The organism is Streptomyces sp. NPDC107528, from assembly GCF_055639295.1.
The window spans coordinates 168236-185722 of record NZ_JBVKAV010000006.1 but is presented as its reverse complement, the minus strand read 5'-3'; the positions used below and the strand labels follow the sequence as shown (position 1 = coordinate 185722).

Below are 17487 nucleotides of genomic sequence, written 5' to 3'. Positions count from 1 at the left end.
TGTGTCACCAGTGCTTAGGAAGTGCCAAGTGCCAACCAGTGGTTCAGCGCGCCGTCTTGGGGTCGAAGGCGTCCCTGACCGAGTCCCCGAGCAGGTTGAACGCCACGATGAAGATGATCATCGAGATGCCGGGGAAGAACATGTAGGTGATGTCGTTCTGCATCACGAGCTCGGTGGACGCCTTGGAGAACATCTGCCCCCAGTCCGGCGTCGGTTCGACGATGCCCACGCCGAGGAAGGACAGACCGGCCTCGGCGGTCACGAAGTTGGGGAGCATGTACGTGCCCTGCACGAGGATCGGCGTGACCACGTTCGGCAGGATCTCCTTGCGGATGATCCGCCACGGTGGGGCCCCGCTGACCTTGGCCGCTTCGATGAACTCCCGTTCTCGCAGGGCGAGTGTGGTGCCTCTGAGGATCCGTCCGAGGCTCATCCAGCCGAGGAACCACATCACGAGGATGAGGGAGACCACCCGGACGTAGACCGGGGTCTCGTCGCGCGGGCTGACGAACAGTGAGACCACGACCGGCATGCTGGCGATGAAGAACAGCTGCGAGGGGAAGGCCAGCAGGAAGTCGATGACCCGGCTGATCCAGTAGTCCGTCCTGCCGCCGAGGTAGCCGGCCGTGATACCGAGGAGGATGCCGGTGAGCACGGTCGCGATCGTGACCGCGACCGAGATCCCGAGCGAAGTCCGGATGCCGTAGAGCAACTTGGTGAAGACGTCGTACCCGTTGCCGGGTTCGAGGCCGAACCAGAACTCGCCGCTGATCCCGCCGTTGGGCTGCACCGGCACACCCGCGCTGTCGAACAGCTCGGGGCGCTCGTCGGCGTACACGGTGTACGGGTCCTTGCCGTACAGCCAGGAGATCACCGGGGCGAGCAGGCCGATCAGGAAGAAGAAGATGACGACGTACGCCGAGATCACTCCGGTGCGGTCCCGCTTGAAGCGGATCCACATCAGCTGACCGGGAGAACGCCCGACTAGCTCCTCGTCCTCTGCCTTCACGTCCGGCTGTGGTGCGCCGTCCGCGATGACCGAGGTCCCGCCACCCTCAATGCCGATACCACTTGTCACGTTTCGCCCGTTTCGCTGGTATGGGTATGCCAAAGCGAGGCGTGCGGAACACCGCAGCCGGACGCGCGTAGGAGGTATGCGCCTCTTCCACCGACACCCCTGACGGAGGAGCAGGCAACCCCCTGTTGCTCGTGAGTTCGCACCGTCCCCACAGTGCGAGACCCGTTGACCCGAGCGCTGCGGCTAACTATCTGCCATGAGCCAACTACCGACCACTGTCTTTAAATCTCAATTCAGTCACAGCTGACGTGTAGACCTTCCAAAATCCGGACAAAGCGTTGGGTCAAAGAACGTCGCGAAACGGACGTGTTACATGGGTATCGGGCGAGGATCTCCGCATTTCGGACAGGAGCCCGGTTTTCGGCCACCGGAAAACGGCTTGCAAAAAGCCCCGGCTCCCCCATGACGGGGGAGCCGGGGCTCAAGCGTCCGATACTCAGCCGTGCTTGGCGCGGCTCGCGGCGCGGGCGCGCTCGCGGGCGTCCAGGTTCACCTTGCGGATACGGACCGCCTCCGGCGTCACCTCGACGCACTCGTCGTCGCGGCAGAACTCCAGGGACTGCTCCAGGGAGAGCTTGCGGGGCGGCACGATCGCCTCGAACGAGTCGGCCGAGGAGGACCGCATGTTCGTGAGCTTCTTCTCCTTGGTGATGTTCACGTCCATGTCGTCGGAGCGCGAGTTCTCGCCGACGATCATGCCCTCGTACACCTCGGTACCCGGGTCCGTGAACAGCACGCCGCGCTCCTGCAGGTTGGTCATCGCGAACGCGGTGACGGCACCGGAGCGGTCGGCGACCAGCGATCCGTTGTTACGGGTCTGCAGGGTGCCGAACCAGGGCTCGAAGCCCTCGTGGATGGAGTGGCCGATGCCGGTGCCGCGGGTCTGGGTCAGAAACTCGGTCCGGAAACCGATGAGGCCACGCGACGGAACGACGAACTCCATGCGCACCCAGCCCGAGCCGTGGTTGGACATGTTGTCCATACGGCCCTTGCGGACGCCCATGAGCTGCGTGACCGCGCCCATGTGCTCCTCGGGGACGTCGATCGTCATACGCTCGACGGGCTCGTAGACCTTGCCGTCGACGTCCTTGGTCACGACCTGCGGCTTGCCGATGGTCAGCTCGAAGCCCTCGCGGCGCATCTGCTCGACCAGGATGGCCAGCGCCAGTTCACCACGCCCCTGCACCTCCCAGGCGTCCGGGCGCTCGGTGTCGATGACGCGAAGCGAGACGTTACCGATCAGCTCGCGGTCGAGGCGGTCCTTGACCTGGCGGGCGGTGACCTTGCGGTCCTTGACGGCCGCCTTGTTGTCGGCACCCTTGCCGGTGCCGCCGCGGCCGACCAGCGGCGAGGTGTTCGTGCCGATGGTCATGGAGATCGCGGGCTCGTCGACCGTGATCAGCGGCAGCGGGATCGGGTTCTCGGTGTCGGCGAGGGTCTCACCGATCATGATGTCCGGGATACCGGCGACGGCACAGATGTCACCGGGGCCGGCCTTCTCGGCGGGCTTGCGGGTCAGCGCCTCGGTCATCATCAGCTCGCTGATGCGGACGTTGCTGATGGAGCCGTCGCGCTTGATCCAGGCCACCGTCTGGCCCTTGCGCAGCTCGCCCTGCTCGACACGGACCAGCGCGATACGGCCGAGGAAGTTGTCCGCGTCCAGGTTGGTGACGTGCGCCTGGAGCGGGGCCTCCTCGTCGTAGGTCGGCGCCGGGATGTGCTGCAGGATCGTGGAGAAGAACGGCTCCAGGCTGGTCGAGTCGGCCGGGACCGTGCCGTTCTCCGGCTTGGTCAGCGAGGCGATGCCGTCACGCCCGCAGGCGTAGACGATCGGGAACTCGATCTGCTCCTCGTCGGCGTCCAGGTCGAGGAAGAGGTCGTAGGTCTCGTTGACGACCTCGTCGATCCGGGAGTCCGGGCGGTCCGTCTTGTTGATGCACAGGATGACGGGCAGGCGCTGCTGCAGCGCCTTGCGCAGCACGAAGCGGGTCTGCGGCAGCGGGCCCTCGGAGGCGTCGACGAGCAGGACGACACCGTCGACCATGGAAAGCCCGCGCTCGACCTCGCCGCCGAAGTCGGCGTGACCGGGGGTGTCGATGATGTTGATGGTGATGACGTCCCCCCCGTCCTTCGGGTGGTACTTCACCGCCGTGTTCTTGGCCAGGATCGTGATGCCCTTCTCACGCTCCAGGTCGTTCGAGTCCATCATGCGGTCGTCGACGCCTTCGAGCTGGTGCGCGGCGAAGGCGCCGGCCTGCTTCAGCATGCCGTCGACGATGGTGGTCTTGCCGTGGTCGACGTGGGCGACGATGGCGACGTTGCGGATGTCGTGGCGCGTGGCCATATTGCGGCGTACTCCCGGAGTGGTGAGGACGGCTCTCGCGTATGTCTGTGTTACGCGGGCCCTGCCGGGCTTGACACGCCACGGCCTCACCCCATGGTACGTGGCCGCTGCCGCTGGGGCTCGCCGGGATACGTCTGTGCAGGTGGGAGGCTGTTTGGACCCCGCTGAAACGCCAAACGCCGGCCCGGGCACCCAGCCCGACCGGCGCTTGAGGACGAGGCCCGTTCAGCCTCGGTCGGCGGACCCGCTCGGCCCCGGGTGCGCGCCCTTCTTCAGGAAGCCCATGTCCTCGTACACCGGCGTCCCGAAGCCGAAGGCACCCACGTTGACGACACTCGTCCGCGCCGCCGTGAGCTGAGGCCGCTGGAACAGCGGCAGCGACCCGGCCGCGGCCCAGATCCGTGAGTCGGCCTTCCGGATCAGCGCCCGCGCCTCGGACTCGTCGAGCGTGGCGATCGCCTGGTCGAAGAGCTGGTCGACCTGGTCGGTCCCGACCCGCGTGTAGTTCTGCTCGACGTTCAGCGATCCGTCGGCGGCCGGCACCGGCTTGGCGTAGATCGGCCGGGCGTCGGTCGCCGGGTACGCGGAGGCGGGCCAGGAGTAGAGGGCGAGATCGAACTGGCCGGACGCGATGTGGTCCTTGAAGTAGCTCTCGTCCGAGACCTTGACGATGTCGGTGCGGATACCGACCCGCTCCAGCATCACCCCGATCCGGTCCGCCACCGTACGCAGCGTCTGCGACCCCTCGCCCGACGGCACCACGAACCGCAAGGCCAGCGGCTCGCCGTCCTTGGCAAGCGGCCGGGCCGCCGCGCCGGCCGGTGCGGCGGTGCCGCGTGGGGCGTACGCGCCGGGCGCACCGCCCTGTTGCAGCTGCTTGTTGCCGTACTGCTTGCCGTCCTGGGCGAGATGCCGCGAGCCTTCATCGCCGCTGCTCTTCGCGGTGTGCCCCTCGTCCTCGCCGGCCTTGTTGTCCCCGCCGACGATGTAGGTCCCCTCGTCCTCGGACTCCGCATCGGACTTGGACTTGGACTCGTCGCCGGAGTCGGACTTGGCCTTGGGCTTCTCCCCGGAGTCGGACTTGGACTTGGACTTGTCCCCGGAGTCCGCCCCCTTGTCGCCCTTCTCGCCCTTCTCGCCCTTCGCTCCCTTGTCGCCCTTCTCTTCCTTGTCGCCCTTCTTCCCCTCACTCCCCGCGGCGCCGTCCGCCTCCCCCTTCTTCTTCTCCTTGACCGGCCCGCCCGGCACCCACCCCGCGTCCGCGAGCAGCGCCTGTGCCTCCGCCGTGTCCTGGCCTCCGACCGCCCCGCTGTTGTCGGCGTACGCGGCCTGGCCGGACAGGGCGAGGTGGCTGCCGACCGGCTCGGTGGGCAGGCCGAGCGGGGCCAGGACCAGCTTCGCCAGTTCCTCGCGGTCGATCGCGCGCGCCACGGCCCGCCGCACCCGCTCGTCGGCGAGCAGGCTGTCGCCGCCGTTGAGGGCGAGTTGGGTGTACGCCGGCTCCAGGGACTTGCGTACCTCGAAGCCCCGGAACTTCGCCTGGTCCCGTCGCTGCTCGAGGGTCAGCCTGGCGCCCGGCTCCGGGCCCATCAGCGGCGTACCGGAAGCACTGGCGGAGGCACTGGCGGTCGCGGACCGCGGAGGCGCGGCGAGCGCGATGCGCCGGGCCGCGGCGGTGTCGATCTCGGCCAGGTCCAGCTGTCCCGCGGCCAGCGCGGCGGCCCGCTGGTCGCGCGGCACGGCACGCAGCACGATCTCGTTCAGCTTGGCGCGCTCACCCCACCAGCGGGGATTGCGGGTGAGCGCGACCTCGTCGCCCTTGCGGTCGATCTTCTTCACCGTGAACGGCCCCGCGGTGACCTTGAGCTTGCGCCGCGCCCCGTCGTTGAACGAGTCCGGCGTGCCCATGACCTCCTTCGGGTACAGCGGCGAGAACAGCGACTGCCAGTCCGCGTACGGCCGCTCGAAGGTGACCCGCACCTCCAGGTCGTTGGCGCCGCGCTCGATCCTCTCGATGCGGTCGTAGCCGGCGTTGCGGGCGGTCCAGTAGGCGCTGTCCTTGCCGGACAGGGCCCGCCACTGGGCGGCGAAGTCGGCGGCGCCGATCTCCCGGCCGTCGCTCCAGACGGCCTGCTGGTTGAGCTTGTACAGGACGACCTGCTTGGGCTCGGTCTCGACGACCTTGGCGGATTCCAGATAGTCCGGATTGCGCTCCGGCCGCCCGTTCTGGTCGAGCCGGAACATCGACGGCAGGGTGGCCTGCGCGATCCGGGTCGTGGTGGCGTCGGCGTCGGACTGGAAGGTGTTCAGCGTCTCCGGTACGGCGTCCACGGCCCACCGCAGTGTGCCGCCGTCGGCGATCCGGTCCCGGCCGGCCGGGGCGATGTCCTGCCCGGCCAGCGGCTTGCCGGCCGGGTCCGGGTCGCTGCAGCCGGCGAGCGCGGGCACGGCGAGCACGCCCGCGGTCAGGAAGGCCACCGAGCGCATGACCGCGGTGCGGCCAGGCCTGGGTCCGAAGCCGTCGTGGGACATCTGAGGTACCTCCGGGGAGCTGCTCCCGCCGGTGACATTGCGTACGTTCTGATCACGTTTGGCGGTATTTTGGAGCTGATCAGATCTAAGGCACCCACTGAAGAGGAAAGGGTTCGCCAGGCGGAGACGACACGGCGGCGAGGGCGCGCAAGGCCACCCGTGCGGAGCAATGCACTCCCGTACGGCGCAATCACGCTCCTCGTCCCTTTTCGGCTCTCCGGCGTACACAGAGCGCATGCGGGCGTGCAATGGAGGCGCGCAATCCGCCAATCGCTGCACATCCCTTCACAGCGATAGGTGTGACGCGCAACACTCGCAGGCGCATGAACGTCACCACCCAGGGCCGAAGGGCCCACGGAAGTGAGGTCACGTCATGTCCGTGCAAGACGAACTGACAGCGGTCCAGCGCTGCCTCGACGACCTGTCCCGGTCCGTGGGCAGGCTGGAGAAGCAGCTGGGCACCGGCGGGCTGGAGATGCGTCGCGTCCGCGCCGACGCCAACCACCTGCGCGAGAGCGTCGCGCTGCTGCGGGACGCGGCCGCGACGCCCACCACCACCCAGCGCAAACCGGAGCTCGTCACCATCCCCGACACGCCGTACGACGACTCTCTGTGGATCGACACGGATGACGAGGGTCTCGGCGCCCGGGACCGCCGTGCCCCCTGATCCCACCCCCTGACCCGACCGGAGTCATGCATTGGCCACTGGTACGGAACCCCATCTGAACAGCGGCGGCGTACGAACCCCGACGCGCGCCGCGATCACCGCCCCGCACCTGCGGACCGACCGCTGGTGGCTGGCTCCGGCCGCCACCGCGGCCGGTCTGCTGGCGTTCATCGTGTACTCGACCTGGCGGGCCTTCGCGAACGCGGACTACTACGCGGCGCCGTACGTCTCCCCGTTCTACTCGCCCTGTCTGGCGGAGAACTGCGAGCCCATGCGCGCCGGGCCGAACTGGGACCTGTTCGGGAGCTGGTGGGGCATCTCCCCCGCGATCATCATCCTGATCTTCCCGCTCGGCTTCCGCCTGACCTGCTACTACTACCGCAAGGCCTACTACCGCGGCTTCTGGATGTCGCCCCCGGCCTGCGCGGTGGCGGAGCCGCACAAGAAGTACTCCGGTGAGACGCGCTTCCCGCTGATCCTGCAGAACATCCACCGGTACTTCTTCTACGCCGCGCTCCTGGTCGCCGGGATCCTGACGTACGACACGGTGCTCGCCTTCCGCGACGAGAACTACGAGTGGGGCCACATGGGCCTCGGCACCCTCGTCTTCCTCGCCAACATCGCGCTGATCTGGGCGTACACCCTGTCCTGTCACTCCTGCCGGCACATCGTCGGCGGCAAGCTCAAGCACTTCTCCAAACACCCCGTGCGCTACCGCATGTGGCAGTGGATCGGGAAGCTCAACGCCCGCCACATGCAGCTGGCGTGGGCGTCGCTGGTGAGCGTGGCGCTCGCCGACTTCTACGTCTATCTCGTCGCGTCCGGGGTCTTCGACGATCCGCGCTTCTTCTAGATTGAGTGGGGACTGAACAGATGTCCGTGGTCGAACGGCAGGAGTGGGACGTCGTCGTGGTCGGCGCCGGGGGTGCGGGCCTGCGTGCGGCGATCGAGGCACGTGAGCGAGGCGCCCGTACCGCCGTGATCTGCAAGTCGCTGTTCGGCAAGGCGCACACCGTGATGGCCGAGGGCGGCATCGCGGCGGCCATGGCCAACGCCAACGAGCACGACAACTGGCAGGTGCACTTCCGCGACACCATGCGCGGCGGCAAGTTCCTCAACCAGTGGCGGATGGCCGAGCTGCACGCGCAGGAGGCGCCGGAGCGGGTGTGGGAGCTGGAGACCTGGGGGGCGCTCTTCGACCGTACGAAGGACGGCCGTATCTCCCAGCGCAACTTCGGCGGCCACGAGTACCCGCGCCTCGCGCACGTCGGCGACCGCACCGGGCTGGAACTGATCCGCACGCTCCAGCAGAAGATCGTCGCGCTTCAGCAGCAGGACGAGAAGGAGACCGGGGACTACGAGTCCCGGCTCAAGGTCTACCAGGAGTGCACGGTCACGAGGATCCTGAAGACTGAGTCCGATAGCGGCTCCGCCGCGGGCAGCCGGGTCTCCGGGGTCTTCGCCTACGACCGCGAGACGGGCCGGTTCTTCGTCCTGGACGCCCCCGCCGTCGTCATCGCGACGGGCGGGATCGGCAAGTCCTTCAAGGTGACGTCGAACTCGTGGGAGTACACGGGCGACGGCCACGCGCTGGCGCTGCTCGCGGGCGCGCCGCTGCTCAACATGGAGTTCGTGCAGTTCCACCCGACGGGCATGGTCTGGCCGCCGTCGGTGAAGGGCATCCTGGTCACGGAGTCGGTGCGCGGCGACGGAGGGGTGCTGCGCAACTCCGAGGGCAAGCGGTTCATGTTCGACTACATCCCCGACGTCTTCAAGGAGAAGTACGCCCAGTCGGAGGAGGAGGGCGACCGCTGGTACGAGGACCCGGACAACAACCGGCGGCCTCCTGAGCTGCTCCCTCGCGACGAGGTCGCGCGGGCGATCAACTCCGAGGTGAAGGCGGGGCGGGGCTCCCCGCACGGCGGCGTCTTCCTGGACGTGTCCACCCGGATGCCGGCGGAGGTCATCCGGCGTCGCCTTCCCTCCATGTACCACCAGTTCAAGGAACTGGCGGACGTGGACATCACGGCGGAGGCGATGGAGGTCGGGCCGACCTGCCACTACGTCATGGGCGGTATCGCGGTCGAGTCGGAGACGGCGGCGGCGCGCGGGGTGCCGGGGCTGTTCGCGGCGGGTGAGGTGGCCGGCGGTATGCATGGCTCGAACCGCCTCGGCGGCAACTCGCTGTCCGACCTGCTGGTGTTCGGCCGCCGGGCCGGCTGGCACGCCGCCGAGTACGCGGCGGCGCAGGCCTTCGAACGCCCTGAGGTCAGCGACCTCCAGGTCGACACGGCGGCCGCGGAGGCGCTGCGTCCGTTCTCGGCGGAGGGTCCGGCCGGGGGTGTGGACGACGGGCGCCCGCCGGAGAACCCGTACACCCTCCACCAGGAACTCCAGCAGACCATGAACGACCTCGTCGGCATCATCCGCCGCGAGGCCGAGATGGAGCAGGCGCTGGAGAAGCTGGCCGAGCTGCGCGTACGGGCCCGCCGGGCCGGCGTCGAGGGCCACCGCCAGTTCAATCCCGGCTGGCACCTCGCGCTGGACCTGCGCAACATGCTGCTGGTCAGCGAGTGCGTGGCGCGGGCGGCGCTGGAGCGCACGGAGTCGCGCGGCGGGCACACCCGCGAGGACCACCCCGCGATGGACCGCAAGTGGCGCAACGTCAACCTGCTGTGCCAACTGGCCGACCCGACGGGCGGCTTGGCGGCCACGGACCCGGAGCGCGGCCAGATCAACCTGCTGCGTGAGACCACCGACCCCGTCCGCCCGGACCTGCTGGCTCTCTTCGACAAGGAGGAGCTGGTCAAGTACCTCGCCGAGGAGGAGCTCTACCAGTGAGCAGCTACGAGGCCCGCTTCAAGGTGTGGCGCGGCGATGTGCAGGGCGGCGGCCTGGAGGACTTCGAGATCGAGGTGAACGACGGCGAGGTGGTCCTGGACATCATCCACCGCCTCCAGGCCACCCAGGCCCCCGATCTCGCCGTCCGCTGGAACTGCAAGGCCGGCAAGTGCGGTTCGTGTTCCGCGGAGATCAACGGGCGACCGCGTCTGTTGTGCATGACGCGGATGTCGGTGTTCACCCGGGAGGAGACCATCACGGTGACACCGCTGCGGGCGTTCCCGGTGGTGCGGGACCTCGTCACGGACGTCGGTTTCAACTACACCAAGGCGCGCGAGGTTCCGGCGTTCGTGCCGCCGGAGGGTGTGGGCCCCGGTGAGTACCGGATGATGCAGGAGGACGTGGACCGCTCGCAGGAGTTCCGCAAGTGCATCGAGTGCTTCCTGTGCCAGGACACCTGCCATGTCGTCCGCGACCACGAGGAGAACAAGCCGGCGTTCGCGGGGCCGCGCTTCCTGATGCGGGTCGCGGAACTCGACATGCACCCGCTCGACGCGGCCGCGGAGACGGGACTGGACCGCAAGGCGACGGCCCAGGACGAGCACGGCCTCGGCTACTGCAACATCACCAAGTGCTGCACGGAGGTCTGCCCCGAGGGCATCAAGATCACGGACAACGCGCTGATCCCGCTGAAGGAACGGGCCGTCGACCGCAAGTTCGACCCGTTGGTGTGGCTGGGGTCGAAGATCGGGAGGCGGTCCTCGTAGGGTGCCCGCCCTCGGCTCCGCCGGGAAACTCGCACGTCACTCCACCCCACCCCTGACGCACCCCGGTCGCGCCCCTGCATTCCTGCTCATACGCTCCGAAATGTGACGTCATCTTCGATCCGGGGCCGGGCGCGGCGCGGTGGTTCGCACATATCGGTGCGGGTCGCGCATGCGCTGGTGGGCGGGCTGGTCGGGGTGGTGTGGCTGGTGCTGCCCGGGATGACGGTCGGTGCGGGCGGTCCGGTTGCGGGCGGGGCGGACCGGCCGGTCGCCGGTGCGGTGGCTCAAGGGGAGGACGAGGGGACGTCGGCCACGGATCTGGTGGTGCCGATGCTGGCCGTCGTCGCCGCGACGGCGCTCGCGGGATACGGGTTCCTGCGGCGCAGGCGACGGTCGCGGGAGCGGACGACACCCGGTGGGACGGCGGGTCGGGGCGAGACCGAGCAGCCGGTCGGGGAGCTCGACGAGCGGGCTCGGGCGCTGCTCGTGGCGGCCGACGACTGGGTGCGGGTCGGCTGGGAGGAGCTGGGGTTCGTCGAGGGGCGCCGCGAGCTGGAGGATGTCGCGCACGCCGGGCGCGTCGAGGACGCCGACGGGACCGGCCGGGGCGCGCCCTTCGCTCGGGCGCTTGGGGAGGCCGAGGCCGAGCTGGCGGTCGCGTTCCGGATGCGGTGGCAGTACGAGAACGAGGTTCCGGAGGAGGCCGCGGCTCGGCGGCATGCGCTCGCGGGGATCGTCGGGCGGTGTGAGGAGGCGGGGCGGTTGCTGGACGCGCAGGCCGCCGCGTTCGATCAGGAACGGGGGTTGGAGGAGGGCCTGGGCGGGGGGCTGGGGTATGCCCTGGTCGTCGCCGAGGGCCGGTTCCGGGAACTGACCGGGCGTACCGGGGACGCGGACGCGACCCTGCGCGAGCTGGCGGCGCGGTACGCCCCGTCCGCCACGGACGCCGTCGCGGGGCATGTCGAGCAGGCCAAGGACCGGTTGGTGTTCGCGACCACGCGCCTCAACCAGGCCCGCCAGGCCGTCGACTCGGGCGGCAACGATCGGGCCGCGGGCCGGCTGCGGGCCGCCGAGGGCGCCATCGCCCAGGCCGGCGTCTTCATCGACGGCGTGGAACGGCTCGCCGCGAACCTCGCCACGGCCGCGGCGACGGTCCCGGCCGCGCTGACCGGCGGCGAGGTGGAGATCGCCGGGGCGCGGGAGTCGCTGACGGGGATTCGGGACCCGTACCCGGACGTCCCGCCCGGCGAGCTGCGTGCCCGCGTCGCCCATGCCGACGTCGTCCTGGCCCTCGCACGGGAACAGCTGACCTCCGGGCCGTACGACCCCCTCGACGTGCTGCGCCGGATCGTGCAGGGAGTCGTGCCCGTCGCCGCGGGGCGGGCCGGGGTGATCGCGGCCGCCGCCCTGCTCTGCGCCCGCAGTGCCGTCACCGACGCGGACGACGTCGTCGCGACGCATCGGGCAGCGGTGGGCAGCGAGGCCCGCACCCGCCTCGCGGAGGCCCGGCGGCTCCTCACTCCCCCGCTGTCCGCCCGGGCCGATCGGACACCACCGCCGGATCCGGCCGACCTGCTGGCATCCGACACCCTGGCCCAACAGGCCCAGGCCCTCGCCGAACAGGACATCCGCCTGCACGGCAACCCCGTCGAAAGCCCCACCGACGACATCACCGGCCTCGCGGGCGCACTCCTCGGCGGCGTCCTCCTCGGCGGCGACCCGGACACCGCCCCACCCGCAGCCTTCGGCGGCCCACGCACCTGGGGGCGCCGGGGCGACACGGACCGGGCGTGAGCTCGCTCAGCCAGGCCCCTCGCCCCGCACCGTCAGAACAGGCTCAGCAACGCCTCCGCCGGGTCCGTGAGGCCGTTCTCGCCGTCCGGCAGGGGCAGTTCGAACCACACCGTCTTGCCGCGTGGTGTGCGGCGGGAGCCCCAGGCGGCGCTGAGGAGGCCGACCAGTTGGAGGCCTCGGCCGCCCTCGTCGGTGTCGCGGGCGCGGCGGCGGCGGGGTTGGACCAGGCCGGAGTCCCAGACCTCGCAGACCAGGGTGCGGTCGAGGAGGAGACGGAGTCGGATCTCGCCCTCGCCGTAGCGCAGGGCGTTGGTGACCAGTTCGCTGACCAGGAGTTCCGTCGTGTCGACCAGGGGTTCCAGGTCCCACGACAGAAGCCGGCCGCGGGCGTACTCGCGGGCGCGGCCCACGCTGCGCGGCTCGCGTGGCAGGGTCCAGTCGCCGACCGAGTCGGCCGGCAGACCCTGGACACGTGCCATCAGCAACGCGATGTCGTCCTCGCCGTGGTGGGTGTCGAGGGTGTTGAGGACGTGGTCGCAGACGTCCTCCAGGGGGCTGGAGGGGTCGGTGAGTGCGCCGACGAAGGCCTGGAGGCCCTCGTCCAGAGGGTGGTCGCGGGACTCCACCAGTCCATCCGTGTAGAGCGCCAGCAGCGCGCCCTCCGGCAGCTCGACCTCCACCTCCTCGAACGGCTCCCCGCCCACACCGAGCGGCATCCCCGGCGGCACGTCCAGCATCAGCGCGTCCTCACCCGGTTCGACGAGGACCGGCGGCAGATGCCCGGCGTTGGCGAAGGTGCAGCGGCGCGTGACGGAGTCGTAGACCGCGTAGACGCAGGTCGCGAGGTACACCTCGGACAGGTCCGCCTCCCGGGGGCGGCGCGCCGCGCGGGTGGCCTGCTGGACGCCGCCGGGGGCTCCGAGGCCGCGTGCGATCTCGTCCAGCGCCGAGAGCACCTCGGCCGGTTCGAGGTCGAGCAACGCCAGCGTCCGTACGGCGGAGCGCAGTTCGCCCATCGCGACGGCGGCACGCAGCCCGCGGCCCATCACGTCGCCCACCACCAACGCCGTGCGGTGCCCGGGGAGTTCGATGACGTCGAACCAGTCGCCGCCCACCTCGCTGGGCCGGTCGGAGGAGGAGTTGCCCGGCAGGTAGCGGCACGCGATGTCCAGGCCGGAGGCGACCGGGTCGCCCGGCGGGAGCAGGGACCGTTGCAGTATCAGCGCCCGCTCGTGCTCGCGCCGGTAGAGGCGGGCGTTGTCGATGCACACCGCGGCTCGCGCGGCCAGCTCGACCGCCAGATCGCGGTCCCGGTCGCCGAACGGCTCGCTGCCCTTCGTACGGGCGAACTGCGCCAGTCCTACGACCGTGTCGTGGGCGACCATCGGCACCGCGAGCGTGGACTGCACGAGGCCGCCCTCCTCGCCGGGCACGTACTGCGGCCGGGCGGTGCGCAGGGCGTCCGCGCAGGGCGAGTTGAAGGGGTAGTGGTGTACGGCGCCGACCGCGACGGGGGCGCCGCCACCGACGAAGGGCGCGTCGGAGACCGCGCTGGCGAAGGCGACGCGGCGCAGCTCCGCGCTGCCGTCGGCGTGGCCGGGCGGGGTTTCGTCGCCGGCCAGCAGCCCCTGGTAGAGGTCGACCGTGGCCAGGTCGCAGAAGCCGGGGACCACGACGTCGAGGAGTTCGCGGGCGGTGGTCTCCAGGTCGAGGGAGTTGCCGATGCGGGCACCGGCCTCGTTCAGAAGGGCCAGATTCCGCCGGGCGGCGGCGGCCTCGCGGGCGGCGGCGCGGCGGGCGGTGATGTCGGTTCCGAGCCAGGCGATGCCGATGGGGCGCCCGCTGCCGCTGCGCACGCGGTAGAGGTTGACGGACCAGTGGCGGCGCTCGTCGGATCCGGGCAGAAAGCCGGTGACGTGCATGTCCGTGATGGAGTCGCCGCTCTCCAGTACGCGACGCAGGGTCGCCGAGACGCGTTCGGCCTCGGGGCGCGGCAGATAGTCGTGGACGCCGTTGCCGCGATGGTCATCGGGTGTGCCGCCGAACAGGGAGGCGAACCGCTGGTTGGCGCGGCGCACCCGCAGGTCGGGGTCGATCAGCAGGAAGCCGAACGGAGATTGACCGAATATCGCCTGCGAGGCGGCGAGGTCGGTCTCCATCCGGCGGAGGGTGCGGACGTCGACGACGATGCAGACGGCGGCCTTCTCACCGTCCTCGGTCCGCGTCGGCATGACGTACACCTCGGCGAGACCGTCCAGACCGGCCCGCTCCTCGGCGTCCCGCGGCATCCGGAACGGGACCACACCGGTCCACTCCCGTCCGTCCAGTATCTCGGCCATCTTGCGCTGGCCCTGCTCCCGCAGGTCCGGGTCGATGAAGGCCTCGATGGGATCCATGCCGACGGCCCGCTCGGCCGGTATGCCGAAGAGCTGCTCGGCGCGCAGGCTCCACTGGTCGACCAGGCCGTCGGGGCCGATGGAGAAGGACGCGACCTTGATGTAGTCGTAGATCGAGCCGGGCGGGCTGGCCTGCCAGACCGGGTCACCGGGGCGGGCCTCGTCCGAGGCGAACGTGTCGCGGGATGCCTGTGTGCCCTGCGAGGCTTGCGAGCCCTGTGTGTCGCGGGAGACACCTGTTTTGTGGGAGGCCCGTGTGTCTCGGGTCCCCTCTCCCGCGGCCTTCGCCCTCGCGCCGTCCGACGGGTCGTCGGACCCCGAGGCCCTCGCTGGTATCTCGCTCACGCGAACCGTCCCCTCCAGCTCACCGCGCCCGGCACCGGTCACCGGGTGGCGGCTGCCCGCAGTATCCAGCACTACGGCCCCGCACAACACGGTGTTCACGATCACAGCACGGTCCCGATGGTTTTCGGTCCCGGCCGCGGAAACACTTCCAGTCTTCTAACCAGCGGACACGCAGTCGAATCACGCATCGCGACAACTGCCACTGGCCTGAACCATTCGTTCGAGAGGGCAGGGGTGCATGTACCCGAGGGAGCCGGGGGGTCAGTCCGGCACCGCGAGCTCGAACCACACCGTCTTGCCCGTGTTCCGTCCGGGCCGGGTTCCCCATCGGCGCGCGGAGTGCGCCACGAGCTGAAGTCCGCGGCCGCTCTCGTCCTCGAGGTCGGCGACCCGTTCGCGGGGCGGGTCCGGAAGGGGGTCGGAGACCTCGACCCTGAGGACGCCGTCGAGGCCGGCGGGACGTACCAGACGTAGGCCGATGGGGCCGGTGGCGTGCCGCAGGGAGTTGGTGACCAGCTCACTGACCAGCAGCGCAGTGACGTCCGCGAGGCTGTCCAGGTCCCACTGGCGCAGCCGGCCACGTACGGCGGCGCGGGCCGCGCGGACGGCACCCGCCTCCGCGGGGAAGGTCCACTCGGCGCAGTCGCCATCGGAGTCGATCACGCCGATCACATCCCGGGCCAGCGAGCTCACCCATGTCCGGTTTCATAGGTTTGATTGGCACATACCCGATATTCACAGGGCAGTACCGTGCGAGCGGGTAGACCCTCGGGGAGTTATCGACGCCGCCCAACGACGGTCGCCATCCGGCCTGTCAGCCTGTCAGGTCCCTTCCGGGGCCTCAGGTGGGCCGCTCGGCCGGTGACTCAGGCCCGCGGCTCGGGCGCCCCGTCGCCCAGCCGTCCCGCGACCTCCCGGACCGCAGGCACGTCCTGGTCCAGCCAGTCCACGTCCCAGAGTTCCCCGGCGCCCAGCCAGCGCAGTGCGTCGTGGTCCTCAAGGGGCTCGGGGCCGCCGGAGCCGGGAAGCAGGCGGGCGGTCCACACATGCAGGACGTAGGGGGGTTTCAGTGGCCACGCCCCCGGCACCCGCTCGACCACCTCGGCGGCCACGCCGAGTTCCTCCCGCAGTTCGCGCACGAGCGCCGCCTCGGGCGCCTCGCCGGGCTCGACCTTGCCGCCGGGCAACTCCCAGCGCCCGGCCAGTTCCTCGGGCGCACTGCGGCGCGCGGCGAGCAGACGGCCCGCCTCCAACAACGCGGCGCCGACCACGATCCGTTCCGTCATGCGCCGGAGCCTACGGGAGCGGGGAAGCAGGTCAGTGGTCCCCGCTGGCCCCGTTCTGAGCGATTCGCTCGACCCAATACAGCTGTTTGTGCCCCCGGCTGTCGAGGCTGTCCGCGATCTTCTGGGCTTCCGCCCGCGTCGCGTACCGGCCCACGCGGTAGCGATTGCCGTTGTCGTCCTGCCGAACCACGAGCCAAGGAAGAGTGATCGTGCTGTCGTTCATCGCGCTCCACTGCTCCTTCCCGCCCACGACCGCCCGAGTCCCTCCCCCAGCCTTCGGCCGGGGGGACCTCCATCTCGCTTCGCTCGCGGCCTGTGCCGTACCCCGCCCGCTAAGGAAACCGCAATCCGCATATGCCCGAGCCTACGCCTAACCTTTACGCAGCGAATACGCCTTTTCACAAAGAGGTACGCAACCAGCCAAGTCGCAGGGGGCGCACGGCATCGAATGCGCCGTGCGGAGACATGGATGCATCCGGTCGCGGGCATAGCGCGCACGCCTGCGGCGACCTGCGAAAACGGCCAGATTGCAACGGCCGGTGAAGGGGTGGGAGTTGCGGCTTTGCCGGGGGCAACTGCCGTGGAGGTGTGCGCTAGTTCACGAACATGTGCGCTACTTCACCGGAAGGTGATAGGCGACTCGGTAGCGGTCCGCCGGAATGACCACGTCCGCCGTCTCCACCGGACGGCCGGACGCGTAGTAGGTGCGCTGGATGACCACGACCACATGACCGGGGACGCCGCCCAGCGTCATCAGCTCCTCCGCGAGGCCGGGGCGGGCGCCCACCTCCTCCGTCACGTTGTCCACGACGACGTCGATGGCCGCCATGCGCTCGACGACGCCCATGCCGCCGAGCGGGCCCTCCTCGGGCAGCATCACGGGCGTACGGCCGGTGACGGCGAGCGGCTCCCAGGAAGTGGAGAGCATCATCGCCTCGCCGGCGTCCCGGAAGAGGTACCTCGTGCACATCACGCGGTCGCCGGGGCGGATGCCGAGGCGATCGGCGACGGCGACGCTGGCCTCGGCCTGCGCGCTGTTGGACTCCCAGGTGCCGCGCGTCTCGCCGTCGGCCTGCTCCTGACGGAAGGGCGTGGCACCGGCCGGCGGGCGGAAGCCGGAGCGGGAGATCCGGCGGGGCACGGGACGCTCACGGACGTACGTCCCGGAACCGGAGCGGCCCTCGACCAGCCCCTCCGCCATCAGCACCTTCCGCGCCTCCAGGGCGACGGTGTCCGATACGCCGTACTCCTCGCGGATCCTGGCCTGGGACGGGAGCCGGGTGTGCGGTGGCAGCGAACCGTCGACGATCTTCTTGCGGAGATCACCCGCGACGCGCAGGTACGCCGGCTGCTCACCGAAAGTCACTGGCCGCTCCCATCAGGTTGTACAGACAGCAACAGCGTGGCAACCGTGGGTTGTCCCGTGCAAGCAAAGGC

The 17487-nt window shown here is 70.1% G+C and carries 13 protein-coding genes; 5 read left to right on the top strand and 8 right to left on the bottom strand.

Features of this window, described 5'->3' with window-relative positions:
- Positions 1-43: 43 nt before the first annotated feature.
- From ACZ7L5_RS20630 to ACZ7L5_RS20620, 3 genes are all read right to left on the bottom strand, one after another.
- On the bottom strand, positions 44-1078 hold the full coding sequence (locus ACZ7L5_RS20630; RefSeq protein ID WP_365060931.1) for an ABC transporter permease: 1035 nt from the start codon (positions 1076-1078) through the stop codon (positions 44-46).
- 436 nt (positions 1079-1514) lie between these two features.
- Positions 1515-3422, bottom strand: a complete 1908-nt coding sequence (typA, locus tag ACZ7L5_RS20625; RefSeq protein ID WP_362380722.1) for a translational GTPase TypA — start codon at positions 3420-3422, stop codon at positions 1515-1517.
- Positions 3423-3647: 225 nt separating this feature from the next.
- Positions 3648-5954, bottom strand: a complete 2307-nt coding sequence (locus ACZ7L5_RS20620) for an ABC transporter family substrate-binding protein (protein ID WP_471518251.1) — start codon at positions 5952-5954, stop codon at positions 3648-3650.
- A gap of 373 nt (positions 5955-6327) precedes the next feature.
- Between ACZ7L5_RS20620 and ACZ7L5_RS20615 the strand changes: the two genes are divergently transcribed.
- The 5 genes from ACZ7L5_RS20615 (at position 6328) to ACZ7L5_RS20595 (ending at position 12023) form a co-directional block, all read left to right on the top strand.
- Positions 6328-6621: a hypothetical protein gene (locus ACZ7L5_RS20615; RefSeq protein WP_328879526.1), complete on the top strand. Its 294-nt coding sequence runs from the start codon at positions 6328-6330 to the stop codon at positions 6619-6621.
- A 31-nt stretch (positions 6622-6652) separates the two neighbouring features.
- Positions 6653-7474, top strand: a complete 822-nt coding sequence (locus ACZ7L5_RS20610; RefSeq protein WP_363034829.1) for a hypothetical protein — start codon at positions 6653-6655, stop codon at positions 7472-7474.
- 20 nt (positions 7475-7494) lie between these two features.
- Positions 7495-9462, top strand: a complete 1968-nt coding sequence (locus tag ACZ7L5_RS20605) for a fumarate reductase/succinate dehydrogenase flavoprotein subunit (RefSeq protein ID WP_471518250.1) — start codon at positions 7495-7497, stop codon at positions 9460-9462.
- The gene (locus tag ACZ7L5_RS20600) at positions 9459-10229 is read left to right on the top strand and encodes a succinate dehydrogenase/fumarate reductase iron-sulfur subunit (RefSeq protein ID WP_471518249.1); all 771 of its coding nucleotides are present in this window, start codon (positions 9459-9461) and stop codon (positions 10227-10229) included. The genes ACZ7L5_RS20605 and ACZ7L5_RS20600 overlap by 4 nt, the downstream gene beginning before the upstream one ends.
- A 102-nt stretch (positions 10230-10331) precedes the next feature.
- Complete coding sequence (locus tag ACZ7L5_RS20595; protein ID WP_471518248.1) at positions 10332-12023, top strand: hypothetical protein; 1692 nt, start codon at positions 10332-10334, stop codon at positions 12021-12023.
- A 32-nt stretch (positions 12024-12055) separates the two neighbouring features.
- Here the strand turns inward: ACZ7L5_RS20595 and ACZ7L5_RS20590 are convergent, their stop codons facing one another.
- The 5 genes from ACZ7L5_RS20590 to ACZ7L5_RS20570 all read right to left on the bottom strand — a co-directional run bounded on the left by ACZ7L5_RS20590 (position 12056) and on the right by ACZ7L5_RS20570 (position 17416).
- Entirely contained in the window at positions 12056-14806 is a 2751-nt protein-coding gene (locus ACZ7L5_RS20590; RefSeq protein ID WP_443052709.1) for a SpoIIE family protein phosphatase, read from the bottom strand.
- A gap of 219 nt (positions 14807-15025) precedes the next feature.
- Positions 15026-15457, bottom strand: a complete 432-nt coding sequence (locus tag ACZ7L5_RS20585; protein WP_328879532.1) for an ATP-binding protein — start codon at positions 15455-15457, stop codon at positions 15026-15028.
- 173 nt (positions 15458-15630) lie between these two features.
- Positions 15631-16050 carry a (deoxy)nucleoside triphosphate pyrophosphohydrolase gene (locus ACZ7L5_RS20580; protein WP_391393552.1) on the bottom strand — a complete coding sequence of 140 codons (420 nt, stop codon included), beginning with the start codon at positions 16048-16050 and terminating at the stop codon, positions 15631-15633.
- Positions 16051-16081: 31 nt separating this feature from the next.
- A complete protein-coding gene (locus ACZ7L5_RS20575) occupies positions 16082-16273 on the bottom strand; it encodes an SPOR domain-containing protein (protein WP_471518247.1) in 192 nt (63 codons plus the stop codon).
- A 390-nt stretch (positions 16274-16663) separates the two neighbouring features.
- On the bottom strand, positions 16664-17416 hold the full coding sequence (locus ACZ7L5_RS20570; RefSeq protein ID WP_471518246.1) for a GntR family transcriptional regulator: 753 nt from the start codon (positions 17414-17416) through the stop codon (positions 16664-16666).
- Positions 17417-17487 lie beyond the last annotated feature (71 nt).

What these genes read in the sequence shown, in the direction of transcription:
- typA (WP_362380722.1), bottom strand. Translation starts at nt 3,422, where the DNA reads ATGGCCACGCGCCACGACATCCGCAACGTCGCCATCGTCGCCCACGTC.
- ACZ7L5_RS20620 (WP_471518251.1), bottom strand. Translation starts at nt 5,954, where the DNA reads ATGTCCCACGACGGCTTCGGACCCAGGCCTGGCCGCACCGCGGTCATG.
- ACZ7L5_RS20615 (WP_328879526.1), top strand. Translation starts at nt 6,328, where the DNA reads ATGTCCGTGCAAGACGAACTGACAGCGGTCCAGCGCTGCCTCGACGAC.
- ACZ7L5_RS20605 (WP_471518250.1), top strand. Translation starts at nt 7,495, where the DNA reads ATGTCCGTGGTCGAACGGCAGGAGTGGGACGTCGTCGTGGTCGGCGCC.
- ACZ7L5_RS20580 (WP_391393552.1), bottom strand. Translation starts at nt 16,050, where the DNA reads ATGACGGAACGGATCGTGGTCGGCGCCGCGTTGTTGGAGGCGGGCCGT.
- ACZ7L5_RS20575 (WP_471518247.1), bottom strand. Translation starts at nt 16,273, where the DNA reads ATGAACGACAGCACGATCACTCTTCCTTGGCTCGTGGTTCGGCAGGAC.